This window comes from Pseudoclavibacter sp. CFCC 14310, from assembly GCF_008831165.1.
GTDB lineage: Bacteria > Actinomycetota > Actinomycetes > Actinomycetales > Microbacteriaceae > Pseudoclavibacter_A.
The window spans coordinates 550,358-575,556 of record NZ_WBKC01000002.1 but is presented as its reverse complement, the minus strand read 5'-3'; the positions used below and the strand labels follow the sequence as shown (position 1 = coordinate 575,556).

Annotated in this window: 18 protein-coding genes and 1 tRNA gene; 12 read left to right on the top strand and 7 right to left on the bottom strand. The window is 65.8% G+C overall.

The window, feature by feature from the left end; all coding sequences use genetic code 11:
* Window positions 1–4: 4 nt before the first annotated feature.
* Genes F8O06_RS06465 through F8O06_RS06450 form a run of 4 tightly spaced genes read right to left on the bottom strand, consistent with a single transcriptional unit; the run spans window position 5 to window position 5,773 of the window.
* A complete protein-coding gene (locus F8O06_RS06465) occupies window positions 5–658 on the bottom strand; it encodes a Na+/H+ antiporter subunit E (protein ID WP_158038056.1) in 654 nt (217 codons plus the stop codon).
* Window positions 655–2,232: a Na+/H+ antiporter subunit D gene (locus tag F8O06_RS06460; RefSeq protein ID WP_158038055.1), complete on the bottom strand. Its 1,578-nt coding sequence runs from the start codon at window positions 2,230–2,232 to the stop codon at window positions 655–657. The genes F8O06_RS06465 and F8O06_RS06460 overlap by 4 nt, the downstream gene beginning before the upstream one ends.
* The gene (locus F8O06_RS06455) at window positions 2,229–2,756 is read right to left on the bottom strand and encodes an NADH-quinone oxidoreductase subunit K (RefSeq protein WP_158038054.1); all 528 of its coding nucleotides are present in this window, start codon (window positions 2,754–2,756) and stop codon (window positions 2,229–2,231) included. The genes F8O06_RS06460 and F8O06_RS06455 overlap by 4 nt, the downstream gene beginning before the upstream one ends.
* The gene (locus F8O06_RS06450) at window positions 2,753–5,773 is read right to left on the bottom strand and encodes a Na+/H+ antiporter subunit A (RefSeq protein ID WP_225733424.1); all 3,021 of its coding nucleotides are present in this window, start codon (window positions 5,771–5,773) and stop codon (window positions 2,753–2,755) included. The genes F8O06_RS06455 and F8O06_RS06450 overlap by 4 nt, the downstream gene beginning before the upstream one ends.
* 190 nt (window positions 5,774–5,963) lie before the next feature.
* Here F8O06_RS06450 and F8O06_RS06445 point away from each other — a divergent pair, with 190 nt between their 5' ends.
* The 4 genes from F8O06_RS06445 (at window position 5,964) to F8O06_RS06430 (ending at window position 9,735) form a co-directional block, all read left to right on the top strand.
* Window positions 5,964–7,406, top strand: coding sequence for an FAD-binding oxidoreductase (locus F8O06_RS06445; protein WP_158038053.1), 1,443 nt, complete (start codon window positions 5,964–5,966; stop codon window positions 7,404–7,406).
* A 49-nt stretch (window positions 7,407–7,455) separates the two neighbouring features.
* Window positions 7,456–8,118, top strand: coding sequence for a hypothetical protein (locus F8O06_RS06440; protein ID WP_158038052.1), 663 nt, complete (start codon window positions 7,456–7,458; stop codon window positions 8,116–8,118).
* Window positions 8,061–8,294 (top strand): hypothetical protein, encoded by a 234-nt coding sequence (locus tag F8O06_RS06435; RefSeq protein ID WP_158038051.1) that lies wholly within the window; start codon window positions 8,061–8,063, stop codon window positions 8,292–8,294. Before F8O06_RS06440 ends, F8O06_RS06435 begins: the two co-directional genes overlap by 58 nt.
* Window positions 8,295–8,451: 157 nt before the next feature.
* Window positions 8,452–9,735, top strand: coding sequence for an SLC13 family permease (locus tag F8O06_RS06430; RefSeq protein WP_158038050.1), 1,284 nt, complete (start codon window positions 8,452–8,454; stop codon window positions 9,733–9,735).
* Between the two features lie 12 nt (window positions 9,736–9,747).
* On the opposite strand, the gene F8O06_RS12215 is transcribed toward F8O06_RS06430, so the two are convergent.
* Both F8O06_RS12215 and F8O06_RS06415 read right to left on the bottom strand, forming a co-directional pair.
* The gene (locus F8O06_RS12215; RefSeq protein WP_192496876.1) at window positions 9,748–11,439 is read right to left on the bottom strand and encodes an alpha/beta-hydrolase family protein; all 1,692 of its coding nucleotides are present in this window, start codon (window positions 11,437–11,439) and stop codon (window positions 9,748–9,750) included.
* A 59-nt stretch (window positions 11,440–11,498) separates the two neighbouring features.
* Window positions 11,499–11,581: transfer RNA gene (locus F8O06_RS06415), tRNA-Leu, on the bottom strand.
* A gap of 103 nt (window positions 11,582–11,684) precedes the next feature.
* Between F8O06_RS06415 and F8O06_RS06410 the strand changes: the two genes are divergently transcribed.
* Window positions 11,685–12,353, top strand: coding sequence for an ANTAR domain-containing response regulator (locus F8O06_RS06410; protein ID WP_158038226.1), 669 nt, complete (start codon window positions 11,685–11,687; stop codon window positions 12,351–12,353).
* A 152-nt stretch (window positions 12,354–12,505) separates the two neighbouring features.
* Here F8O06_RS06410 and F8O06_RS06405 read toward each other — a convergent pair whose 3' ends face one another.
* Window positions 12,506–12,937 carry a PaaI family thioesterase gene (locus F8O06_RS06405; protein ID WP_158038048.1) on the bottom strand — a complete coding sequence of 144 codons (432 nt, stop codon included), beginning with the start codon at window positions 12,935–12,937 and terminating at the stop codon, window positions 12,506–12,508.
* A 145-nt stretch (window positions 12,938–13,082) separates the two neighbouring features.
* Here F8O06_RS06405 and polA point away from each other — a divergent pair, with 145 nt between their 5' ends.
* The 7 genes from polA to uvrA all read left to right on the top strand — a co-directional run bounded on the left by polA (window position 13,083) and on the right by uvrA (window position 25,198).
* Entirely contained in the window at window positions 13,083–15,932 is a 2,850-nt protein-coding gene (gene polA / locus F8O06_RS06400; protein WP_192496890.1) for a DNA polymerase I, read from the top strand.
* A complete protein-coding gene (locus F8O06_RS06395; protein ID WP_158038046.1) occupies window positions 15,932–16,939 on the top strand; it encodes a thiamine-phosphate kinase in 1,008 nt (335 codons plus the stop codon). The genes polA and F8O06_RS06395 overlap by 1 nt, the downstream gene beginning before the upstream one ends.
* Window positions 16,940–17,133: 194 nt before the next feature.
* Window positions 17,134–18,591 carry a 30S ribosomal protein S1 gene (gene rpsA / locus F8O06_RS06390; protein ID WP_158031534.1) on the top strand — a complete coding sequence of 486 codons (1,458 nt, stop codon included), beginning with the start codon at window positions 17,134–17,136 and terminating at the stop codon, window positions 18,589–18,591.
* A 282-nt stretch (window positions 18,592–18,873) separates the two neighbouring features.
* Entirely contained in the window at window positions 18,874–19,473 is a 600-nt protein-coding gene (gene coaE, locus F8O06_RS06385) for a dephospho-CoA kinase (protein WP_158038045.1), read from the top strand.
* 55 nt (window positions 19,474–19,528) lie between these two features.
* The gene (locus F8O06_RS06380) at window positions 19,529–19,819 is read left to right on the top strand and encodes a GNAT family N-acetyltransferase (RefSeq protein WP_158031532.1); all 291 of its coding nucleotides are present in this window, start codon (window positions 19,529–19,531) and stop codon (window positions 19,817–19,819) included.
* A 57-nt stretch (window positions 19,820–19,876) separates the two neighbouring features.
* Window positions 19,877–22,015, top strand: a complete 2,139-nt coding sequence (gene uvrB, locus F8O06_RS06375) for an excinuclease ABC subunit UvrB (protein ID WP_158038044.1) — start codon at window positions 19,877–19,879, stop codon at window positions 22,013–22,015.
* Between the two features lie 117 nt (window positions 22,016–22,132).
* Window positions 22,133–25,198, top strand: coding sequence for an excinuclease ABC subunit UvrA (gene uvrA / locus F8O06_RS06370; RefSeq protein ID WP_158038043.1), 3,066 nt, complete (start codon window positions 22,133–22,135; stop codon window positions 25,196–25,198).
* Window position 25,199 lies beyond the last annotated feature (1 nt).

Below are 25,199 nucleotides of genomic sequence, written 5' to 3'. Positions count from 1 at the left end.
GATGTCAGCGCTCCTCTCGTGACGTCGGCGTCGACAGATCGACGGGTGATGTGTGAGCCGGCGTCGAGTCGGAGCCGCTCTCGTGATGCGGGCCCCTTCGCGCATCCGCACGCCGACGGGCGGCCAGACCCCGCACCGCCTGTCGCTCGGCGGAACTTCCCAACGCCATGATGATGCGAGCCTCCTGATCGAGCGCCTGACAGCGGGCGCGTTCGATGTCGGCCGCAGTCCGCACGCCGAAGGCATGCACGTACAGCACTCCGTTGTTGCGGTCGATCTCGACGACCAGTGAGCCCGGCACCAGCGAGATCGCCTCGGCCGTCAGGGTGATGATGAGGTCGTCGGTGGTGTGCAGATCGAATTTGACCACGGCACCGGTGGGCCGCCACCAGGGCCAGAGCGCCTGCGCGGCGACGATCATCGAGGCGCGGATGATGTCGAGGGTCAGTCGCACGAAGGCGTAGGCCGCCGAGATCGGATGCAGACGCCCGGTGATCTCGAGCGGCGGCAGATAGAACATCGCGACCAGCATCCAACTGATCACCAGCCCGCCGATCACGGTGAACGCGTCGAGCTTGCCCCAAAGCAGGCACCAGACGACCGTGAGCATGATGACGGTGAGCAGCTCCTGCCAGCCGGCCCTGAGCCTCTGTCTCATACGGCACCTCCGCTCAGCGGGCCGAGCAGGGCGGCGATCACCCAGAGCGGGTCTGCCACGGTGGTCGCAGCCCGGTCGGCGAAGCCCAGCAAAGGCCCGGCGAAGACCGTGAGCGAGAGGGTGAGCACGACCATGCCTGCGGTTGCCGAGATCATCAGCTTCGACACGTCACGCTGCGCGACTCTGCGGGGCGGGGCCAACGGGTTCTCCTGCAGCGATCGGAGCATGCGGCTATGCCGGCGGTCGGGGTCGATCGCGGGTCGCCAGAAACCGAGGTTCCAGACCCGGGCCAGAGGGTACAGCGTCAGCAGCGAAGTGAGGATCATCGCTCCGATGACCACCCAAGTCAGCCAGTTGGCCGTCTGCACGCCGGCCAGGATCAGGGCGAGCTTGCCGATGAACCCGCTGAACGGCGGGATGCCGCCGAGGTTGAGCGCGGGCACCAGGAACAGCGCCGAGATCAGCGGCGAGGCGTTGAGCACTCCGCTGAGCCGCGTCAGCGACGTGGTGCCGCCGACTCGTTCGACCAGGCCGACCGCCAGGAAGAGGGTGGTCTGCACGGTGATGTGATGCACCATGTAGTAGATCGTGGCTGCGATGCCCGCCTGCGTGCCCAGGGCGATGCCGAAGAGCATGTAGCCGATGTGGCTGACCAAGGTGAACGAGAGCAGTCGCCTGATGTCGGCCTGAGCGATCGCACCCATGATGCCGATCAGCAGCGTGAAGAAGGCGAGGGTCATCAGCGGCGTGCTCACGTCGTGATGGGCGAAGAGCAGCGTCTCGGTGCGGATGATCGCGTAGACGCCGACTTTGGTGAGCAGGCCGGCGAACACCGCCGTCACAGGCGCCGGTGCGGTCGGGTATGAGTCGGGCAGCCAGAACGACAGCGGGAAGACCGCCGCTTTGATGCAGAAGCCGAGCAGTAGCGACAGATGCACGATGGTCTGCGTCTCGGCAGGCAGTTCGGGAATGCGCTGGGCGAGCTGCGCCATGTTCACGGTGCCGGTCGCGCCATAGAGCAGCGCGATCGCGACGAGAAAGAACACCGACGAGACCAGCGAGACGACGATGTAGATGACTCCCGAACGGATGCGCGGGCCGGTTCCGCCGAGGGTGATCAGCACATAGCTGGCCGCGAGCATGATCTCGAAGCCGACGAACATGTTGAACAGGTCGCCGGCCAGAAAGGCGTTGAAGAGACCGGCTGCGAGCACCAAGTAGGTCGGCTGGAAGATCGTCACGGGCGTCTCGGCGTCTCCGTCGGTGATGCCCTGACCGATGGCGTAGACCAAGACGCCGAGCAGCATGGTCGTGGCGACGACGACGAGCAGAGCACTGAGCCGGTCGGCCACCAGCGAGATGCCCCATGGCGCCTGCCAGCCGCCCAGCACGATGCTCACGACGTTGTCATGGTCGGCGGCCACCAGAGTGGCGACGCCGATGCCGAGCACGACGAGCAGGGTGCCGAGGGTGACCACGATCTGTGTCTTGGGGCGCCGCCCGAGCAGCAGCGAGGTCGCCGCAGCCGCGAGCGGCAGTGCGACGATGATCGGCAGCAGCTGTGCGATGTTCATCGATGGCCTCTCTGTCGATCGTGGCGGTTTCGTGCGGATGCGGTGCTCGAGTCGTCTGCGTCGGAGACATCGTCGCCGCTGTCGTTCGCGTCGCTGGCGTCGATGGCCTGGTGCAGAGCGGCGTCGTCGCCCGCGGCCTGTCGCACGAGCATGGCGGTCTCGTCATCGGCATGCAGGTCTGAGCCGGGCACTGCCGTGTGCTCCTCGGTGTGCTCCTGGCGAGACAGCCGCCAGTTTCGGTAGATCAGGGCCAGCAGCAGCGCGGTGATGCCGAAGGTGATCACGATGGCGGTGAGCGTGAGGGCCTGCGGCAGGGGATCGGCCATCTGATCGCTGGTGACGCCGTCTTCGACGATCGGTGCCTCTCCGGGCGGGCCTGCGACGATGATGAGAAGCAGGTTCGTCGCGTTGCCGATGAGCAGAAAGCCGATCAGGATTCGACTGAGGCTGCGCTCGAGCATCGCATAGACGCCGCAGGCGTACATGACGGCCATCAAGACGATCAGAGTGAGGGAGACGCTCATCGCACGCCCTCCGCCCAGTCGTCGACGATCGATTCGTCTGAGACGGACTGCTCGTCGATGCCAGCGCCGAGTGAGCGCAGTACGTCGAACACCAGCCCGAGCACGACGAGATAGACGCCGATGTCGAAGAGTGTGGGGGTGCCGAGCTTCACCTCACCGATGATCGGCAGCGTCGCCTGCCACCACAGCGAGGTGAGGAACGGCTCGCCGAAGAGCATGGAGAGGGCTCCCGTGCCGACCGCTGTGGCGAGCCCGGTGCCGAGCAGGACACCTGGTGGCACCGGAAGGGCCTCCCCGAGCTCGTAGCGGCCGGCGGCCAGATAGCGCAGCACCAGGGCGAGACCGGCGACGAGTCCGCCGGCGAAGCCGCCGCCGGGCTGGTTGTGCCCGGCGATCAGCAGCATCACCGAGATCAGCATGAGCGGCAGGAAGAGCAGCCGGACGACGACCTCGACCATCAGCGACCGATGATCGGGGGCCAAGGTTCGGCCGGCCATCAGCCAGCTCCGGCGGGTGCTGTCGTCGTCGACCTCGTCGTGCGCGTCAATGGTGCGCTGCAGCGCCGTCTGACTGACGGGACGGCCGGTGTTCGGGTCGACCACGGGCAGGGCCCCGGTGACCGGTTCGACGACGGGTGCCAGACGCTGCAGACGACGGCGCCGGTGGCCCTGGGCGCTGATCGAAGGGACTCTGCCGGTGCGGTGGGTGACGAAGACCAGACTGGCCACACCCGTGGCGACGGCGACCAGCACCGAGATCTCGCCCATGGTGTCCCAGCCACGCAGATCGACGAGAAGCACGTTGACCACGTTGCGACCGTGCCCTTCGAGATATGCCAGATCGGGCATCTGCGCTGAGATCGACGTCTGGCTGCGCGCACCCACGACGGCGAGTGCGACGCCGGCCATGACCGCCCCGACGGCGACGGCGATGACGGCCTTGGGCCAGACCCGCTTGATTCCCTCGGCTCGTTCGAAATGCCGAGGAAGGCGACGCGCGACCAGCACGAAGATCACGAGGGTCACGGTCTCGACCAGCAGCTGCGTGAGCGCGAGGTCGGGGGCGCCCTGCAGCGTGAAGAGCGCGACCATGCCGTAGCCGGTGGCTCCGACCAAGAGCATGGCCAGCAGACGGCGCCGGGCACGGACGGCGGCGAGGGCCGCGACGGCCATCAGGGCGGCGATGCCGAGCTGTGCGACGGAGTGGAACGGCACCATCTCGCCGGGCCAGAGCTGCACGCGCAGCAGGGCCAGTCCGAGCGCCGCGACGAAGGCGACGAAGACGGTGCCCAGGTAGCCGGGCAGACCGCCGCGCTGTGCGAACAGCGTCACCCGAGCCGAGATCCAGTCGGTTGCGGCGAGTGTCGCCGAATACCACCGGGAGAGTTCGATCCAGTCCGGCACCCTGGCCTGGAGCTTCGCCACGGGTCGTCTCAGCACGAAGAGCAGCGCTCCGAGTGCGATGACGATCGCACTGATGCCCAGGGCCGGGGTGAAGCCGTGCCAGAGCGCGAGATGCAGCGGATGCTCACCGGCGGGCAGCGCCGCGGCGGTCGCCGTCGCGAGATGGTCGAGGCCGGTCGGCCAGACCGCCAGCAGCAGCGAGAGCCCCAAGAGGATGACCGGGCCGATGAGCCCCACATTGCCGTGCGCCTGTGGCTGGCTGCAGTCGACGAGCACGTGCACGGTGCTGGTGTCGACGTTGGACGATCCGGTCTTGCGCGGGCGGCTGCTGAGGGCTCCGAAGGCGAACCGAGCGGAGTACGCGACGGTGAGCACGGAACCGAGTGCGGCGACTGCCGTCACCCAGACCGACCAGCCGTGCTGCCAGTCGAGCATGGCCGTCAGAGCGCTCTCTTTGGCCAGGAACCCCAGCATCGGCGGCAGCCCTGCCATCGATGCCGCGCTCAGCGCGGTGACAACCGCGAGCAGCGGATGGCCGCGCCCGAGACCTCGCAGCGCGCGCAGATCCCGGGTGCCGAAGTTGTGATCGATCACTCCGACGATCATGAACAGGCTGGCCTTGAACAGCGAGTGGGCGACGAGCAGAGCCAGAGCCGCGACCGCAGCGTCGTGGGTGCCGATCGCGGCGACGGTGATGAGCAGGCCGAGCTGGCTGACGGTGCCGTAGGCGAGCAGCAGCTTCAAGTCATACTGACGCAAGGCTCGCCAGCCGCCGATCAGCAGTGTGACGAGGCCGAGCGGAACCAGCACTTCGTGCCACCCCGGCACTTGGGCGTAGCCGGGCGCGAAGCGCAGCACCAGATAGATGCCCGCCTTGACCATCGCCGCCGAGTGCAGGTAGGCGCTCACCGGCGTGGGGCCGGCCATGGCTGAGGGCAGCCAGAAATGGAAGGGGACGATCGCCGACTTGCTCAGTGCGCCGATCACGATCATGAGCACCGCCCAGGGCGTGCCGGCGCTCATCACGGGGTCTGCGATGATCTGAGTCAGAGAGGTCGTGCCGTTGTCGACCACCAGAATGGCCACGCCCACCAACATGATCAGCCCGCCGAAGGTCGTCACCAGCAGCGCCTGGAGCGCAGCGCCTCGCGACTCACGTCGGTCAGAGGTGTGCCCGATCAACAGATAGGAGAGCACGCTCGTGACCTCCCAGAACACGAACATCACGACGATGTCGTCGCTGGTAACCAGACCGAGCATGACTGCGGCGAAGCTGGTCAGCAGCGTGGCGAACCGGCTGAGAGAGGGCTCGGAGTCGGTGAAGTAGGCGCTGCAGTAGAACAGCACCAGCGCGCCGACGCCGGTGACGACCAGCGACATCGCCCAGCTCAGGGCGTCCAGCTGGAACGAGAGGCTCACCCCGAGCTGGGGAATCCACGGCAGATCGAACGCCGGAACCGCTCCGGAGAGCACCTTCGGCGCTTCGGCGAGCAGTGCGACGAAGGCGACGGCGACGACAGCGCCGATCGGCACGAACCCGCGTGATCCCCAACGTCGCACAGATGGCCAGGCTATGAGCATGGCGACCAGTACTGCGACGAAGGCTACGGGCACGGACTCACCTCACGAGATCGGGGGCATTCAGGGTCTCAAACGTATGCGTCGGGAAGAATATTCCCAATACTACCCGTTCGTTTGAGGCCCAGCAGCGTGGCCGCCGGGCTCGGGCGCCTCTGACGCTCGATCGGCCCCTAGCGGTTCGTGGGCAGGTCGTGAAGCCGACGAGGGTAAGCTTGACTCCATCATGAACACTGCAGCCGATGCACCCACAGACCCACTCGCAACATCCTCCAGCGTCCTGCTCAGCGACGCGCAGCGCAGCGCAGTCGCTCGCCTGACCGAGGCTCTCGGCGCCGATCACGTCGTCACCGGCCGCGCCGAGCTGCTCGACCACGGCCACGACACCGGCGTCGACGACTCCCCGGCGCTGGCCCTCGCACTGGTGCTGCCGACCAGCACCGAAGCGGTCGCCGCTGTCATGGCGATCGCCAACGACCTGGTGATTCCCGTGGTGCCGCAGGGCACCCGTACCGGGGTCGTCGGCGGTGCCGATGCGGTTCCCGGTGCGATTCTGCTGGACCTCACCCTGATGAACCGCATTCTGCGCATCGACGTCGACGACCAGCTGGTCACCGTGCAGCCAGGAGTGATCACCGGCGATCTGGCGGCTGCCGTGCGTGAGCAGGGGCTCTTCTACCCGGTCGATCCGGGATCGGTGCACATCAGCTCGATCGGCGGCAACATCGTCACCAACGCAGGCGGCATGCGCTGCGTGAAGTACGGCGTCACCGGCGACTCAGTGCGCAGCCTGACGGTGGTGCTGGCCGACGGCACCGTCGTGCGCACCGGGCACGACTCGGTGAAGGGCGTCGCCGGGCTCGACCTCACCAGTCTGATCGTCGGCTCCGAGGGCACTCTCGGCATCGTGACGCAGGCCACCCTGGCGCTGCGTCCGCTGCCCGGTGAGGCCGCCGGCGCTGCAGCGCTCTTTCCCACGCTGGAGGACGCGCTCGCCGCAGCCGCCGAGACGGCGTCCAACGCCCGCCGGCCAAGCGCACTCGAGATGCTCGACCAGCGCACCATTCAGGCGATCAACCATTTCAACCCGAACGCGAAGCTGCCCGACGACGTCGCCGCCATGCTGATCGTCGAATCCGACGAGATCGGGCGCGCCACCGAAGACGTCGCCGAATATCAGCGCATCTTCGAGAGCCATCATGCGGTGCGCATCGACCTGGCCCGGAACGCGGCCGAAGTCGATGCGCTGCTTGAGATCCGCCGTCAGCTGCATCCTGCTCTCTACGCGGAGTTCGGCACGCTGCTCACCGAAGACATCGCGGTGCCGCGAGGTCGGCTGCTGAAGCTGCTGCGCGTGATCGAGCAGGCCGCAGCCGAGACCGGTGCGCCGGTGGCGACCGGCGGGCACGTGGGCGACGGCAACCTGCACCCGATCGTCGGCTATGTCGCAGGCGACGCCGACAGCCTGGCACGAGCACACCGCGCCTATGAGCAGATCCTCACTCGCACCATCGAGCTCGGCGGCACCATCACCGGCGAGCACGGGGTTGGCACGCTCAAGCGCAGCGCGCTCGGCACCGAGTTCTCGTCCGAGCTCCTGGCTCTGCAGATTCGTGTGAAGGCGGCGTTCGACCCGCGCGGAATACTGAACCCCGGCAAGAAGCTCTGAGCCGCCCAGCGAGCACTCAGCCTGCAGTCGCGAGGTACTGGAGGCACTGATGTTCGCGGTCGCGCTCGCGATCGGGCTGACTCCGCAGATGCTGCCGGCCATCACCTCGGTCAGCCTGGCGACGGGGGCACGCAAGATGGCCCGCCGCAAGGTGATCGTGAAGCGGCTCGACGCCATCGAAGATCTCGGCTCGGTCTCGGTTCTCTGCACAGACAAGACGGGCACCGTGACGATCGGGTCGGCCGGCCTCGACCTCGCGGCCGATCCGTCGGGGCGCTCTGACGAGGCGGTCGGCCGGTTGGCCGTGCTCAACGCCGGGCTGCAGACCGGCTTCGCGAATCCGCTCGATCAGGCGGTGCTCGCCCAGGCCACCGTGCCCCCGAGCGCGCGAGCCGTGGGGGAGCTTCCGTATGACTTCTCACGCAAGCGGCTGAGCGTGCTGGTCGACGGCGTCGACGACGAGCTGGTCAGGCGCCCCGGTCAGTGGAACATCGCGGCGATCCGCAACTTCATGCTGGTCTTCGGGCTGCTGTCGGCTGCCTTTGACATCATCACCTTCGTCGTGCTGATGCAGGTGTTCCACACCGACGACGTGACGTTCCGCAGCGCCTGGTTCTCGAATCGACGATCACCGAACTCATCGTGCTCTTCTCCATGCGTTCGGCCCGGCCGCTCTTCCGCACTCGTCCGGGCCGTGGGCTGGTCGTGCTGAGCGTGATCGTGGGCGTGTTCACACTGTGGGTGCCCTATTCGCCACTGGCCGGCGTGCTCGGGCTGGATGCGGTCTCGGGGATGCTGATGGCCGCCGTGATCGTGATCTCGCTGGCGTACCTCGCCTGCAACGAACTGATGAAGCGGCGGTTCATCGAGGCTCTGCATCGCGGATGACCGACATCGGCCGTCAGCACGGTATCATCGTCTCGGCCCGATGACCGATACCACCGGTCGCCGGGCCCTGGCCACGAGCCGCCGCAGACCGACCTCCGCACAGTGACGCTGGCGATACCGCCTGTCACTCGTGCGACACCCTGAAAGCCACTCGTCCATGAGCCCTGAAGTCGTCTCAATCCTGCTGCTCGCCGTCATGTTCGTGCTCGCCACGTGGCGAGGCGTCAACATGGGCGTGCTCGGATTCGTCGCCGCGTTCGCCCTCGGATCGACCATGCTCGGCATGGACGTCAAAGAGATCTGGGCAGGGTTCCCCGTCGATCTGTTCGTGTCGCTGTTGGGACTGACCTTCCTGTTCGGCTTCGCGCAGAACAACGGAGCGATCGAAGTGCTCGTCGGCGGCTGTATGAGGCTGATCGGCAGACGTCACCACCTAGCCCCGTGGATCTTCTTCGCGCTCACGGCCGTGCTGATCGCATGCGGCGCGCTGTTCGCCGTCGCGATCATCACTCCGCTGGCGCTGAGCTTCGCCCGGCGAAACCGCATGAATCAGCTGATGATGGGCCTGTTGGTCGTCCACGGCGCCTTGGCCGGAGCCTTCTCTCCGATCAGCGTCTACGGGGTGTTCATCAACGGCTACCTCGAGAAGCAGGGTCTGCCGACCGCTCCGCTCTCGCTCTTCGCCATTCCGTTCGTGCTCAACGTGCTCTTCGCACTGGTCACCTGGTTCGTGCTGCGCGGACGAGACGACCCCGAGATGGCGGAGCATGCGACTCGCGCATCCGCTGCGGGCAGCACTGCTGCCGCAGGTGGGGCAGTCACCCGCTCCGGGAGCCTCAACCGGTCTCAGCTGCTCACTCTGACAGGTCTGGCGATCATGGTCGTCCTGGTTCTGATCTTCAACCTCAACATCGGCGTGGTCTGCCTCGGCGTCGGGATCGTGCTGGCCTGCATCAGCCCGTCCGAGGGCACGCAGGCGCTGAAACGCGTCTCATGGTCGGTGCTCGTGCTGATCACCGGGGTGCTGACCTACATCGCCGTGCTCGAGTCGGCCGGCACCGTGGAGTGGGTGTCTGGAGGGATCCAGGCGATCGCGATACCGCTGATCGCGGCGCTGCTGCTCTTCTACCTCGCAGGCTTCGTCTCGGCACTGGCCTCGTCGCTCGGCATCATCGGCGTCGTGATCGCGCTGGCCGTTCCGTTCCTGCAGCAGAGCGAGGTGAGCATCGCCGGATTCGTCGCGGCGCTGGCCTTCTCGGCCACCATCGTCGACATCAGCCCGTTCTCCACCAACGGAGCGATGCTGCTGGCCAACGTGGATGAGAGAATCCGTGACTGGTACTACCGACGCATGCTGATCTACGCAGGCCTGATGTGTCTCATCGGACCGGCGGTCGGGTGGCTCGTCGCCGCGGTGCCGACGTGGGCGGGCATGCGCTGAGACCCTGACGACTCACCTGATGGTGTCCATGAGTCGGTCGGTGCGCGCGTCGTCCCACTGCACGCCGGAGAGACGCTGCCAGGCCGGAACGGCGCTCGATCCGTAGTTGTGGCCGTAGAGCGCCGGCGCCCAACCCGAGATGAGCATGTCGAGCGTCATCTGCAGATAGGTGACCCCGGGCATCCACGTGAAATACGGGGTGAGCTGCCCCTTCGCCTTCTCAGCGGCCACCCAGTCGGGCTCACGCCAGATCAGACTGCTCTGCCATTTCACCACCGGGTCTGAGACGTTCTGCATGTACATCAGGCGCGGCCGCCCCGCACAGCTCGCGTCGATGTCTTCGCGACGCTCGACGAACAGCACTGACTGGCCCTCGGTCTCGACGCAGGGCGATCCGTTGCGCATGGCGGTCATACGCTGGTGCGTCTCGCTGATGCCGGGCGTGCCGGCGAAGACGATGCCGTCAGTGCCCGACACGAGATCGCTCAGGTCGGGAAAGGCGTTCTGCGTACCGTACGCACCGAGGCTCTGCGCGTAGACGAAGAGCTTGGGGCGATGACCGGTCTGCGCCTCGTGCCGGTCGACCGCCTCTCGAACGCCGGTGATCAGCGAGCGTGCGGTCTGCTCCACGCGGTCGCGGTCGAAGACGAACGACAGCGCGCTGGGCAGAAAGGAGTACTGCATCGATACGGTCGCCACGTCGCCGTTGTAGAGATATTCGAGCGGTCTGGTCGACTGAGTGTCGACCCAGCCGGTGCCGGTGGTGACCACGATCTGCAGGGCCTGACGGTCGAAGGCGTCGGTGCGTTCGAGCTCTTTGACCGCGATGCGAGCCTGTTCCGAGATGTTGTTCGAGAACTCTTTGCCGACGTAGACGCGAATGGGGTCGACCGTCGGCTGTCCCGGGTTGAACGACTGGATCTCGTCGGTGCTCGGGCCGCTCTGCACGAAGGTCTTTCCCGGCCAGCCCAGAGAGTTCCACGAGACGAGGGATGCGTCGCTGCCGGATCGCAGCGGATCGGTCGGCTGTTCGAGCCCGGCGTCACGGTCGTTCTTCGTGGTGTAGAAGCTGTCCATGACGCCGAGGAGTGTGGGGCGCACGCTGGTGTCGAACACTAGGGCCAGCGCCACGACGACCACGACGAAGGCCACCGTGCGGCCGAAGAACGGAGGCATGCGACGTATGCCGCTGCGGTGCATCAGGAAGCGCCAGAACGTGCTGATCGCGCGTCGTCCGATTCGGACGATCAGCAGGATGCCCCAGGCGACGGCGATGGTCATGAGTATGATCAGCACGGTCTGACCGATGATCTGCACGAGGCTGAGCTGGGGGCGCGTGAAGCCGCTGAGCGGATACACGCTGTCCTGCCACCAGACATAGATCGACAGCCAGTAGACGTTCACGACCATCACGATCGTGAGGCATGCCAGCGAGACGCGCTGCCCGAGGGCCTTGGACGGGCGCCAGCTGATCAGTGCGCGCACAATATGGCCCAGGAGCGTGCCGAGACCGTAGCCGATCACGACGAGGATGCCGCTGATCAGCCCCTGCCAGTACCAGCTGCGGGGCATGAGCGATGGTGTGAGCGACGCCCAGAAGAGGTTCAGCCCGATGACCAGACCGACGAGGTCGAAGTTGCTGCTGAGCACTCGAAAGATCCGCTGCGCGACTCGAGTGAGCGTCTGGCGCGGGGTGGTGGTCACCTCACGAGTGTAGACGTGGCGCGTCATCGCCGAAAACCGGTGCCGGGCAGACGAAACAGTGCCCAAGGTGGGAGTCGAACCCACACGCCCTCTCGGGCAGAGCATTTTGAGTGCCCCGCGTCTGCCATTCCGCCACTTGGGCCAGCATCATCGAAGACCGACCGGTGGTCGGCCGACGACACACGGCCGACGTCATCATACCGTAAGCTAGGCGTGTGAGTGATGAAACCGCAGCCCCCAAACCGATGCGACGCGTGGTCGTCGCCGAAGACGAGTCGCTCATCCGCATGGATATCGTCGACACCCTGCAAGACGCCGGGTTCGACGTCGTCGGCGAGGCCGGCGACGGCGCGAAGGGCCTTGAGCTCGCTCGTGAGCTGAAGCCCGATCTCGTCGTCTTCGACGTCAAGATGCCCGAGATGGACGGCATCACCGCCGCTCAGCACATCACCGACGAGGGCATCGCCCCTGTCGTGCTGCTGACCGCGTTCAGCCAGAAAGAACTCGTCGAGCGGGCCTCCGAGGCGGGGGCGATGGCCTATGTGGTCAAGCCCTTCACCCCGGCAGAGCTGATTCCGGCGATCGAGATCGCTCTCTCGCGCCACGCGCAGTTCAAGGCCCTCGAAGACGAAGTCGCCGACATCGTCGAGCGTTTTGAGACCCGCAAACTGCTCGACCGCGCAAAGGGCCTGCTCAACCAGCGCATGGGCATGACCGAGCCCGAGGCCTTTCGCTGGATTCAGAAGGCCAGCATGGATCGTCGCGCCACGATGCGCGAGGTCGCGCAAGCCGTCATCCAGCAGCTCGACCCAGACCATGGCAAAGAGCATGGCAAAGGCGACCACCATGGCAAGGGCGATCACCACGCTTCGAAAAGCGAGCATCCCAAGCCGCACCACGACGACGCCGAATAGCCGCTGACGGGCGCAGACCGACACGCAGACGCCGTCTCAGACAGAGATCAGACAAGAGAGATCAGACAGAGACTCGATCAGACGCCACACCGACATACACCGGTGTGGCGTCTGTCATCTGCGCCGGGCAGCCGCGCCGTCCGGGTCCCCGGTCACGCGTTGCGCAGAAAGTTCGTGATGCGCACCGTCGAGATCAGACGATCCTGCTCGTCGGTGATCGTGATCTCGTGTGTGGTCAGCGTTCCGCCGAGGTGCAGCGCCCGGCAGGTGCCGGTCACCGTGCCGGTGCGCACCGAGCGGGTGTGCGTCGCGTTGATCTCGATGCCCACCGCCACCTTGTCGCGATCGATCGCGTGCACGTTCGCAGCGAACGACCCCAGGGTCTCGCCGAGGGTCACGTACGCTCCGCCGTTGACGACGCCATAGGGCTGGCGGTTGCCCTCGGCGGGCATCGTGGCCACCGCCTCGTCGGCTGAGAGGCTCACCAACGCGATGCCCAGTTTCTCGGCGAGCTCGCCGAGCGTGCCCCGCTGCTCCAGCAGGCGCCGGGCCGCATCCGTTCGGGCCGCATCGATGATCGACATGTGCACTCCTTCGGGTCTGTGACGTGCGGAATCGCTCGTGCAGCAGACAATACCCGACGCGGCAGCCCGCATGAGACGAGCAGGGCCGCTCCACGATTCGCCGGGTAAGGTGGTGGGCGTGACTGACACCTCCCGAGACACCCTGATGGTCATCGACGGGCACTCGCTCGCCTTCCGCGCCTTCTACGCTCTGCCGCCCGAGAGCTTCCAGCTTGAGTCGGGCCTGCACACCAACGCCATCCACGGCTTTCTTGGGATGCTGCTGAACCTCCTCGACAAAGAACGTCCGACTCGCATCGCGGTCGCCTTCGACCTCTCGCGTCACTCGTTCCGCACCGAGGAGTACCCCGAGTACAAGGGCACGCGCGGCGAGACGCCAGAGGAGTTCAAAGGTCAGGTCGAGCACCTGCAGCAGGTGCTCGAAGCGATGAACATCACGGTCATCACCAAAGAGAACTTCGAGGCCGATGACATCCTCGCCACACTGAGCCTCGTCGCCGAGCAGGCCGGCGAGCGCGTGCTGGTCGTCAGCGGCGACCGCGACACCTTTCAGCTCGTCGACGAGAACGTGACGCTGCTCTACCCGGTCAAAGGCGTCAGCCAGCTGTCCCGCTTCACCCCTGATGCCGTGCACGAGAAGTACGGCGTGCCGCCCGAGCACTACCCAGACATCGCCGCCCTGGTCGGCGAGACCAGCGACAACCTGCCGGGCGTGCCCGGCGTGGGGCCCAAGACCGCGGCCAAATGGATCAACAAGTACGGCGACGTCTACGACATCATCGCCAGCGCAGACGCCATCAAGGGCAAGGTGGGCGAGAGCCTGCGGGCACACATCGACGGCGTCGAGCGCAACCGTCGGCTGAACCGGCTGCGCCGCGATCTCGAGCTGCCCGTCACCCTCGATGACCTCAAAGTGCGTGGCGTCGATCACGAGCGCGTCGAACAGGTCTTCACCGAACTCGAGCTGCGCACCATGAAGGCGCGTGTGCAGGGGCTCGACGGGCAGCTGCACAAGGTCAAGCAGCGTGCGGTGCCGGTCAGCGGCATCGACGCCGGACCGAACGGAGCCGGTGCGAACGCGAGTGCGCCAGCTCAGGCGACCACGGCATCCTCGTTCGGGCAGACGCACAACGGCGGTCTGCCGGTGCCGGTCATCACGGCCGAACCCCCAGTAGCGACCAAGGCCGCCTCGGTGACGGCGCTGCTCGCCTGGGCTGCGTCACTCGGGGCGGATGCCACGGTCGGTCTGGCATTCGAGATCGCCGACGGCGGCCCCATCGCCATGGCGCTCGCCACGGCAGACGAGTCGCGCGTCGCCGCGCTTCCCGGCGGCTCCGACACGACGACCCGCGAATGTCTGCATCAGTGGCTGGCAGGCGAGCACCCCAAAGCGGTGCACGGCCTCAAGCAGATGCTGCACGAGCTCGACCGTGCAGGCATCACCGCGCCGCGTGACGCGGCGGAGCGCAGTGTGGGGGAGGCCGTCGGTGGGATCGTGCTCGACTCCGAGCTGGCCTGGTACCTCTTCGATTCGACGCGCAGCGACTACTCGCTGCGCGCGAGCGAAGACCTCTTCTTCACCTCCCAGTTCGAGCACGAGGTCGCCGATGACGCGCTCTTCGACGTTGCGGGCGAGGCAGGCGAGGAGGCTTCGTCGACCGCGGACGGCTCAGCAGCGCCGTCGGGGGCAGACCGCGACACCGCGCTCGCCGCATGGCAGACCCTCGTGCTCGGGCGCGAGCTCGTGCGCTCGCTCGACACCACCCGCGGCGGTCAGGTGCTGCGCGACATCGAGCTGCCGCTCTCACCCGTGTTGGCGAAGATGGAGGCGACCGGCATCGCAGTCGACGTCGACGGGCTCGAACAGCTCGGCGACAGCTTCGCCGACAAGGCCCGCGACATCGCCTCAGAGGCCTACAAAGTCATCGGGCACGAGACGAACCTGGCCAGCCCGAAGCAGCTGCAGCAGGTGCTCTTCGACGAGCTGGGCATGCCCAAGACACGAAAGACGAAGACCGGCTACTCGACCAACCAGGCGGCGCTCACCGCGCTCTACGAGCAGACGCAGCACCCGTTCCTCGAGCTGCTCGCCGCACACCGCGACGCGACCAAGCTCGCCCAGATGGTGGTCAGTCTGCGTCGCACCGTCGCAGATGACGGTCGCATTCACACGACGTATCAGCAGACCGGCACCGCGACCGGCCGCCTGAGCTCGACCGACCCCAATCTGCAGAACATCCCGGTGCGCACCGAAGAGGGGCGGCGCATTCGCGATCAGTTCGTCTCGGCTCCCGAGTACGAGACGCTGATCAGTGCTGACTACTCGCAGATCGAGATGCGCATCATGGCGCACGTCTCGCGCGACGAAGGCCTGATCGAGGCGTTCAACTCGGGTGAGGATCTGCACCGCTACGTGGGGTCGAAGGTGTTTGGCGTGACTCCCGACGAAGTGACTCCCGAGATGCGTTCGAAGGTCAAGGCGATGAGCTATGGGCTCGTCTACGGGCTCAGCGCCTTCGGGCTGGCCAACCAGCTGCGCATCACGCGCGATGAGGCCAAAGATCTGATGTCAGGCTACTTCCGGCGGTTCGGCGGCGTGCGCGACTATCTGCGCAACGTGGTCGAGCAGGCTCGCGTCGATGGCTACACCGAGACGATCTACGGGCGACGTCGCCCCTTCGGCGACCTGCACTCGCGTGACCGCCGGGTGCGCGACAATGCCGAGCGCGCCGCTCTCAACGCGCCGATTCAGGGCAGCGCCGCCGACATCATCAAGCTCGCCATGCTGGCCGTCGACCGGCGTCTCGCGACGCAGGGGCTGCGCTCGCGGCTGCTGCTGCAGGTGCATGACGAGCTCATCCTCGAAGTGGCTGACGGCGAGCTGGAGGCCGTTCGCGATCTCGTCACCGACGCGATGGGAAACGCGGCCAGTCTCGATGTGCCGCTCGACGTGCACATCGGCACCGGCACCAGCTGGAACAAGGCCGCGCACTGATGAAGGTCTCACTCGCCACTCGTGTCGGCGATCTCGCCGAAGAGCAGATCGTCGCGATTCTGCGTCAGGCGTACCCGGCGGGGGAGCACCCGACCGAGGTCGAGAACGACGACGCCGCGGTCATCACGGTGACCCCCGGGCTGCGCCTGGTCACTTCGAGTGACATGCTGATCGAGCACGAAGACTTCGTCTTCCCCGAGTTCAGCGCGTACGACGTCGGCTGGAAGACCGCAGCGGTCAATCTCTCGGACATCGGGGCGATGGGTGCACAGCCGACGGGGCTGGTGATGGCTCTGGGGCTCGGACACGATGCGACGGTGGCCGACCTCATCGGGTATGCGCGAGGTGTGCGCGACGCCGTGAACGAACTCGCTCCACAGGTGTCGATCTGGGGCGGCGATCTCTCACACGCCCGCCTGTTCACCTCGCAGGCGACCAGCTACGGCGAGGTGGCTGAGCCCGTGACCCGCGGCGGCGCGCTGCTCGGCGACGTCGTCGCCTATGCCGGTCTGCTCGGGTTCGCGGCCGCCGGTCTGCGCATTCTTATGGGCGAGCGCACAGACGATCCTGACCTGCGCGGCCTCGAGCGCACCGGCGCGATTCAGCATGCGGTGGATGCCCAGCTGCGTCCGCACCCTCCGGTCTCGCTGGGTGCGCGTGCGGCTGCGTACGGCGCGCACTCTCTCATCGACGTGTCAGACGGGCTCGCGCGCGACGCCGCCAGAATCGCCGCTGCGTCAGACGTCACCCTCGACTTCGTCTCGGGCGCGCTGGCCGGGCGCTGCGCCGATCTCGGCTGGACGCGGCACACTCTCGGCGTCGATCCGTGGGAGCTCGTCATGGCAGGAGGGGAGGACTTCGGCCTGCTCGGCACGTTCGCGGCGGACGCCGCGCTGCCCGAAGGCTTCGAGGCGGTGGGCACCGTGATCGAACGCGGCGAACACGGCGTGCTGCTCAGTGGTCGACCCACGGAGTACTTGGGCTTCGACCACTTTCGGCACAGCTGAGGTCAGCCTGGAGAACTGCGGCGTGTCGCGGGTGATGTGTTTGCCAGGTGCTTATCAGACCCGGTATTGTTGCACAATGGATCATGCTCAAGCCGAGTGCGGTCCACACCAACATCCATCGTCGGGAGCAGTAGAGTGCGGCCAATGCCGAGCTCGCCCGACCTGAGCAGCACACGCACTGGAGTACCCACTCAATGTCAACTGAAATCGACCAGAAGGCCCCCGAGCAGATCGCCGTCAACGACATCGGCTCATCAGAGGACTTCCTGGCAGCGGTCGAAAAGACGCTGAAATTCTTCAATGACGGCGACCTCATCACAGGCACCGTCGTCAAGATCGACCGCGACGAGGTACTCCTCGATGTCGGCTACAAGACCGAGGGTGTCATTCCCTCACGCGAGCTCTCGATCAAGCATGACGTCGATCCCGACGAGGTCGTCAAGGTCGGCGACGAGGTCGAGGCGCTGGTTCTTCAGAAAGAAGACAAAGAAGGCCGCCTCATCCTGTCGAAGAAGCGTGCGCAGTACGAGCGCGCCTGGGGCGACGTCGAGAAGATCAAGGAAGCCGACGGTGTCGTCAAGGGCACGGTCATCGAGGTCGTCAAGGGCGGCCTGATCGTCGACATCGGCCTGCGTGGCTTCCTGCCCGCATCGCTGATCGAGCTGCGCCGAGTGCGCGACCTGACGCCGTACCTGGGCCAGGAGCTCGAGGCCAAGATCCTCGAGCTCGACAAGAACCGCAACAATGTGGTGCTGTCGCGTCGTGCTCTGCTCGAAGAGACCCAGTCGGCCACCCGCACCTCGTTCCTCAACGAGCTGCGCCCGGGCCAGATTCGCAAGGGCGTCGTCTCGTCGATCGTCAACTTCGGCGCATTCGTCGACCTCGGCGGCGTCGACGGCCTCGTGCACGTCTCGGAGCTCAGCTGGAAGCACATCGAGCACGCGTCAGACGTGGTCAAGGTCGGCCAGGAGGTCACCGTCGAGGTGCTCTCCGTCGAGCGCGACCGCGAGCGCGTCTCGCTGTCTCTCAAGGCGACGCAGGAAGATCCGTGGCAGGTCTTCGCCCGCACCCACGCCATCGGCCAGCTGGCCCCCGGCAAGGTCACCAAGCTCGTTCCGTTCGGCGCGTTTGTGCGTGTCGCCGACGGCATCGAGGGCCTGGTGCACATCTCGGAGCTCTCGAACCGTCACATCGACCTCGCCGAGCAGGTCGTGCAGGTCGGCCAGGAGGTCTTCGTGCGCATCATCGACATCGACCTCGACCGTCGTCGCATCTCGCTGTCGCTCAAGCAGGCCAACGAGGGCATCGATCCCGAGTCGACCGACTTCGATCCCGCGCTGTACGGCATGGTGACCGAGTACGACGAGCAGGGCAACTACAAGTACCCCGAAGGCTTCGACCCCGAGACCAACGAGTGGAAGCCCGGCTTCGAAGAGGCCCGCGAGAAGTGGGAGCAGGAGTACGCCAAGGCTCAGGCTCTGTGGGAGGCCCACAAGAAGCAGGTCGCCGAGCAGAACGCCAAGGAGTCAGAGGCCGGCTTCGGTGCAAGCGAGTCGACTTCGGCGACTTCGTACAGCTCGAACGAGCACGAGGGCACGCTGGCTGACGACGCGTCGCTCGCCGCGCTCAAGGAGCAGCTCGAGCAGCACTGAGTTCGTCGGAGCGTCTGAGACGCGGCGGCTTGTGCCGTTGCGCTGAGATGTTCCGAGAGTTCTGACAGACCGCCCCGCATACCGTTCTTCGGTGTGCGGGGCGGTCCTCTGCGTGCTGGCGTCCCTCTGCGGCGAACGTCGCTCCGGTGTGCGAGTGCGGGCGCGTGAACTGTGACGAGGGGCGCCCTGCGACGGTGTGCATGCGGCGGCAGGGATGGGTGCGCACCTGGTCGAGCCCGCGGTCGAGCCCGTGGCTGGGGTCGCGGGCGATACAGTGGACACATGCCAACTGTCATCGCACTCACTGGTGGAATCGCTGCAGGCAAGTCGACTGTGGCCGGCATCTTCGCCCGACAAGGCGCCCGTGTGATCGACGCCGATAAGGTGTCGCGCGAGGTCGTCGAACCCGGACAGCCCGCTCTGCACGAGATTCACGAGACGTTCGGCGACGAGGTGATGAACCCCGACGGCACCCTGAACCGCAAGGCATTGGCCGAACAGGTCTTCAACGACCCCGCGAAGCTCGCGCAGCTGAACGCCATCGTGCACCCACGGGTGCGCGACCGCGTGGCCGAGCGAATCGCCGGGGCTCCGGACAAGTCGATCGTGATCTACGACGTGCCTCTGCTCGTCGAAGCCGACCTGCCCCAGCCATTCGACGCCGTGGTGACCGTCAGCGCTCCGGAACAGACTCGGATCGATCGTCTGATCGCCGAACGTGCGTACACCGTGGTCGAGGCGTCTCAGCGGGTCGCCGCACAGGTCAGTGACGAAGAGCGTGAGGCGATCGCCGACTTCGTGGTCGACGCCTCCGGAACGATCGCCGACACCGAGCGCAACGCTCTGCAGATCTGGCACCAGATGGCAGCGGCATACCTCTGATCGGTCGGCGGCATCGTCGCTGACAAAGCCGAAGGGCTCCGCTACCATTGAGGCCATGAGCACCACATTCACACAAGACATCGAGGCCGAGCGTTTCGTTCTGCGCGATGAAGACGGTGCACTGCTCAGCGCAGTCGACTATTCCATCAACCGACAGTCCGTCATCGCGCTGACCCATGTCTTCACGCCGCCGGCGCTGCGCGGTCATGGCTATGCGGGCCAGGCAGTCGAACAGGCCGTCACTCTGATCAGCCAGCAGGGCGGGCTGCGCATCCGACCCACCTGCTGGTATGCGGCGCGGTGGTTCGAGCGACATCCCGAGTGGAATTCGATTCTCGCCGACTGAGGACGTCCATTCGAACATAGGTTCGATATCAGGCGACTCTGCGACTAGACTGTAACCGTGCAGCCGACCCGTGAAGTACGACCGTTCGAGGTCGTCAGCCCCTATCAGCCCTCCGGCGATCAGCCTCAGGCGATCGATCAGCTCGAGCATCGTCTTCGCGATGGCGAGCGCGATGTCGTGCTGCTCGGCGCGACCGGTACGGGCAAGTCGGCGACGACTGCATGGCTCATCGAACGAGTGCAGCGTCCCACACTCGTGCTCGCGCACAATAAGACGCTGGCCGCTCAGCTCGCCAACGAGTTTCGCGAGCTGCTGCCGAACAACGCAGTGGAGTACTTCGTGTCGTACTACGACTACTACCAGCCTGAGGCCTACGTTCCCCAGACCGATACCTTCATCGAGAAAGACTCGTCGGTCAACGCCGAGGTCGAACGTCTGCGTCACTCGGCCACGCGCTCACTGCTGAGCAGGCGTGACGTGGTCGTGGTCTCGACGGTGTCGTGCATCTACGGTCTGGCCACCCCTGACGAATACCTGCAGGCGATGCTGTCGCTGCACGTGGGCGACCGCATCGACCGCGACGAGCTGATTCATCGATTTCTCGATATGCAGTACAAGCGCAATGACGTCGAGTTCGTGCGCGGCAACTTCCGCGTGCGCGGTGACACCATCGAGATCATCCCGGTCTATGACGAGCAGGCGATGCGCATCGAGCTCTTCGGCGACGAGATCGAGTCGCTCTCGTCGCTGCATCCGCTGACTGGTGAGATCCTGAAGAGCGAAGACACCGTCGCGATCTTTCCTGCATCGCACTACGTCGCCAGCGACCAGACGATGCGTCGCGCCATCGGCGAGATCCAGGACGATCTCGATGTGCGGCTGCACGAATTCGAGAAGCAGAACAAGCTGCTCGAGGCCCAGCGTCTGAAGATGCGCACCAGCTACGACCTCGAGATGCTCGAGCAGATCGGGTTCTGCAGCGGCATCGAGAACTACTCCCGCTATATCGACGGTCGTGCCCCTGGAGAGCCTCCGCACTGCCTGCTCGACTACTTTCCCGACGACTTTCTGACCGTCATCGACGAGTCTCACGTCACCGTGCCGCAGATCGGTGGCATGTACGAAGGCGATGCCTCGCGCAAGCGCACGCTCGTCGAGCACGGCTTCCGCCTGCCCAGCGCCATGGACAACCGACCGCTGCGGTGGAGCGAGTTCGAAAACCGTGTTGGGCAGACCGTCTACCTCTCGGCAACCCCAGGGCAGTACGAGCTGTCGCACGCCGACGGCGTCGTCGAGCAGATCATCCGCCCCACCGGCCTGCTCGATCCGCTCGTCGTGGTCAAACCCTCCAAGGGACAGATCGACGACCTGCTCGAACAGATCAGGCAGCGCGTCGACCGCAGCGAACGCGTGCTCGTCACCACGCTGACCAAGAAGATGTCCGAAGACCTCACCGAGTTCCTCGCAGACAACGGCGTGCGCGTCGAGTACCTGCACTCCGACGTCGACACGCTGCGCCGCGTCGAGCTGCTCACCGAACTGCGCCGAGGCACCTTCGACGTGCTCGTCGGCATCAACCTGCTGCGCGAGGGACTCGACCTTCCTGAGGTCAGCCTCGTAGCGATCCTCGATGCCGACAAAGAGGGGTTCTTGCGTTCGACCACCTCACTGGTGCAGACGATCGGTCGAGCCGCACGAAACGTCAGCGGCGAGGTGCACATGTATGCCGACACCGTCACCGACTCGATGCGTCGAGCCATCGATGAGACGAATCGGCGGCGCGAGATCCAGAAGCAGTACAACGACGACCACGGCATCGACCCGCAGCCGCTGCGAAAGAAGATCGCCGACATCACCGACCAGATCATCCGCGAAGACCAAGACACCCAAGAACTCATGTCGGGTCACGGTCGCAAAGGCCGAGGCGCGGCGGCAAAACACGGCCGCGGCCATCAGAAGACCGCCGACGCCGTCGGGGTCGAGACCACGATCGGCTCCACCGGAGACGCAGGCCCGGCCCCCCGATTCGAAGACGCCCACGGCGTCGAAGAGCTCTCGAAGCTGGCGGCCGAGCTCAACGAGCAGATGCTTCAGGCAGCCAAAGAGCTGCAGTTCGAACTGGCGGCACGCCTGCGCGATGAGCTCAAAGACGTGAAGAGCGAACTGCGCAGTGTGCAGAAAGCCGATCTCCGATGAGCGTGACACGCTCCGGCATCCGCACCCAGCGCAGCACGGCATGAGTGCGCGCACGACGCCAGAACCATACGACTCCGACATCCCCCCAGCACCGACGACCTCACGAAGAAGATCATCATGACGCACCAGGCCAGCAGCACCGCGAAGAACGGCGCAGCACCCACAACGAGCGAGACGACGGCGCAGGCTCGCCTCTCGAAGCAGGCAGAGGCAGACCAGTCGGAATCGGCTGAGACTCGCAGCGCACATCCCGGTCGCATACAGAAACGAGCCAACGACCGTATCGAGGTGCGCGGCGCGCGGGTGCACAACCTGCGCAACATCGATGTGAGCTTTCCCCGCGACTCACTGGTGCTCTTCACCGGGCTCAGCGGCTCGGGCAAGTCGTCACTCGCCTTCGACACCATCTTCGCCGAGGGGCAGCGTCGCTACGTTGAGAGCCTCTCTGCCTATGCGCGGCAGTTTCTCGGGCAGGTCGACCGCCCCGACGTCGACTTCATCGAGGGCCTGAGTCCTGCGGTCTCGATCGACCAGAAGTCGACGAACCGCAACCCGCGGTCGACCGTCGGCACCATCACCGAGATCTACGACTATCTGAGACTGTTGTTCAGCCGTGCGGGCACTCCGCATTGCCCGGTGTGCGACGCGGTGATCCAGCGTCAGACGGTGCAGCAGATCGTCGACGAACTGCTCAAACTGCCAGAGGGCACGCGCTTCCAAGTGCTCGCCCCGGTGGTGCGTCAGCGCAAGGGCGAGTTCGTCGACCTGCTGGCCAACCTGCAGGCCCAGGGCTTCGCACGTGCCGTCGTCGACGGAGACACTGTGCAGCTCTCAGAGGCGCCCAAGCTGAAGAAGACCTTCAAACACGACATCTCGGTGGTCGTCGACCGTCTCGTGGCGCGGCCGGGAATCGACACGCGACTCACCGATTCGGTCGAGACGGCGCTGAAAGCGGCGGATGGGCTGGTGATCGCCGACTTCGTCGATCGCTCCGATGACGACGAGACAGGGGAGCGTCAGCGGGTCTTCAGCGAAGACCTCTCGTGCCCCAACGGCCACACCATCACGGTCACCGACTTCGAACCGCGGACCTTCTCGTTCAACGCACCCTTCGGCGCCTGCCCCGAGTGCTCCGGCCTCGGCACCGCGATGAGCGTCGACGAAGAACTGGTCATCGGCGACCCCGAGGCGTCGATTCACGACGGAGCCATTCTGCCGTGGAGCACGCAGAGCAAAGGGCTCTCGCACTTCTTCGAGCACGTGCTCGAAGGCCTGGCCGATGAGAACGGCTTCTCGCTCGACACGCCGTGGCACAAGCTCAGCGCGAAGGCCCGGGCGCTGGTGCTCAACGGCAAAGACTTCAACGTGAAGGTGCGCTACCGCAACCGCTTCGGACGCGAGATCAAGTACACCAGCGGGTTCGAAGGAGTGCTGCCCTACGTGCACCGTCACTGGCTCGAAGCTGAGAGCGACGCGCAGCGTGATCGCTACGAGCCGTACCTGCGCGAGGTGCCCTGCTCAGTGTGCCACGGAGCCCGCCTGAAGCCAGAGGTGCTCTCGGTCAAAGTCGACGGCCTCAGCATTTGGGACGTCGTCAAGATGCCGCTCGACCAGACCGCCGAGTTCTTCAGTCACCTGCGTCTCGGCCAGCGTGAGACGGCAATCGCCGAGCCGGTGCTGCGCGAGGTGCGCGCCCGACTCGACTTTCTGCTCGAGGTCGGCCTCGACTACCTCTCGCTCTCGCGCACTGCTGGAACGCTCTCCGGCGGTGAGGCCCAGCGCATCCGCCTGGCGACGCAGATCGGGTCAGGTCTGACCGGAGTGCTGTACGTGCTCGACGAGCCCTCGATCGGTCTGCACCAGCGTGACAACCGCCGTCTGATCGCGACGCTTCGCAAGCTTCGAGATCTCGGCAACACGCTGCTCGTGGTCGAGCACGACGAAGAGACCATTCAGGCAGCCGACTGGATCGTCGACATCGGCCCGGGTGCGGGCGTCAACGGCGGCCGAGTGATTCACTCGGGCAGTTACGAGGCCCTGCTGCAGAATCGTGACTCGATCACTGGCGACTATCTGGCGGGGCGGCGCAGCATTCCGCTGCCCGAGAAACGGCACCGCACCTCGAAGCAGCGACAGATCTCGGTGGTGGGTGCTCGTGAGAACAATCTGCGCGACGTCGACGTGAGCTTCCCGATCGGGGTGATGACCGTGGTGACCGGGGTCAGCGGTTCAGGCAAGTCCACGCTGGTCAATGACATCCTCTATCGCGTGCTCGCTCAGAAGCTCAACCATGCGCGCAACGTGGCCGGGAAACACACTCGCATCACCGGCATCTCACAGCTCGACAAAGTGGTGCACGTCGATCAGAGCCCGATCGGCCGCACGCCGAGGTCGAACCCGGCGACCTACACGGGAGTGTTCGATCAGATTCGCAAGCTCTTCGCGCAGACGCCCGAGGCTCAGGCACGCGGGTACCTTCCGGGTCGCTTCTCGTTCAACGTCAAGGGAGGCCGCTGCGAGGCCTGCAACGGCGACGGCACGCTCAAGATCGAGATGAACTTTCTGCCAGACGTCTATGTCGACTGCGAGGTCTGCCACGGCGCTCGGTACAACCGCGACACGCTCGCCGTGCGCTACAAGGGCAAGAACATCGCCGAGGTGCTCGATATGTCCATCGCTCAGGCCGCCGAGTTCTTCGAGCCGATCAACAGCATCCACCGTTACATGAAGACGCTGGTCGACGTCGGGCTCGGCTACGTGACCTTGGGGCAGAGCGCCACGACGCTCTCGGGCGGAGAGGCCCAGCGTGTGAAGCTCGCCACCGAACTGCAGCGTCGTTCGAACGGGCGAAGCGTCTATGTGCTCGACGAGCCCACGACGGGTCTGCACTTCGAAGATGTGCGCAAGCTGCTCATCGTGCTGCGCGAACTCGTCGACAAGGGCAATACGGTGATCGTCATCGAGCACAACCTCGACGTGATCAAGAGCGCCGACTGGATCATCGACATGGGGCCTGAGGGCGGCTCTGGCGGTGGCACGGTCGTGGCCGAGGGCACCCCGGAAGAGGTCGCCCGGGTGCCTGAGAGCCACACTGGAGCATTCCTGGCCGAGATCTTCGACCGAAGTGCCTCGAAGTCCCAGGCTGAGGGTGCAGCGACGCGCTCGGCGGGGAAGGCCCGCTGAC

Bases quoted from the DNA above. Each gene is read 5' to 3' on its own strand.
- uvrA (WP_158038043.1), top strand. From the start codon at position 22,133: ATGACGCACCAGGCCAGCAGCACCGCGAAGAACGGCGCAGCACCCACA.
- F8O06_RS06430 (WP_158038050.1), top strand. From the start codon at position 8,452: ATGAGCCCTGAAGTCGTCTCAATCCTGCTGCTCGCCGTCATGTTCGTG.
- F8O06_RS06410 (WP_158038226.1), top strand. From the start codon at position 11,685: ATGCGACGCGTGGTCGTCGCCGAAGACGAGTCGCTCATCCGCATGGAT.
- polA (WP_192496890.1), top strand. From the start codon at position 13,083: ATGGTCATCGACGGGCACTCGCTCGCCTTCCGCGCCTTCTACGCTCTG.
- F8O06_RS06405 (WP_158038048.1), bottom strand. From the start codon at position 12,937: ATGTCGATCATCGATGCGGCCCGAACGGATGCGGCCCGGCGCCTGCTG.
- F8O06_RS06435 (WP_158038051.1), top strand. From the start codon at position 8,061: ATGCGTTCGGCCCGGCCGCTCTTCCGCACTCGTCCGGGCCGTGGGCTG.
- F8O06_RS06455 (WP_158038054.1), bottom strand. From the start codon at position 2,756: ATGAGCGTCTCCCTCACTCTGATCGTCTTGATGGCCGTCATGTACGCC.
- rpsA (WP_158031534.1), top strand. From the start codon at position 17,134: ATGTCAACTGAAATCGACCAGAAGGCCCCCGAGCAGATCGCCGTCAAC.
- F8O06_RS06440 (WP_158038052.1), top strand. From the start codon at position 7,456: ATGTTCGCGGTCGCGCTCGCGATCGGGCTGACTCCGCAGATGCTGCCG.
- F8O06_RS06460 (WP_158038055.1), bottom strand. From the start codon at position 2,232: ATGAACATCGCACAGCTGCTGCCGATCATCGTCGCACTGCCGCTCGCG.
- F8O06_RS06380 (WP_158031532.1), top strand. From the start codon at position 19,529: ATGAGCACCACATTCACACAAGACATCGAGGCCGAGCGTTTCGTTCTG.
- F8O06_RS06465 (WP_158038056.1), bottom strand. From the start codon at position 658: ATGAGACAGAGGCTCAGGGCCGGCTGGCAGGAGCTGCTCACCGTCATC.
- coaE (WP_158038045.1), top strand. From the start codon at position 18,874: ATGCCAACTGTCATCGCACTCACTGGTGGAATCGCTGCAGGCAAGTCG.
- F8O06_RS06445 (WP_158038053.1), top strand. From the start codon at position 5,964: ATGAACACTGCAGCCGATGCACCCACAGACCCACTCGCAACATCCTCC.
- F8O06_RS06395 (WP_158038046.1), top strand. From the start codon at position 15,932: ATGAAGGTCTCACTCGCCACTCGTGTCGGCGATCTCGCCGAAGAGCAG.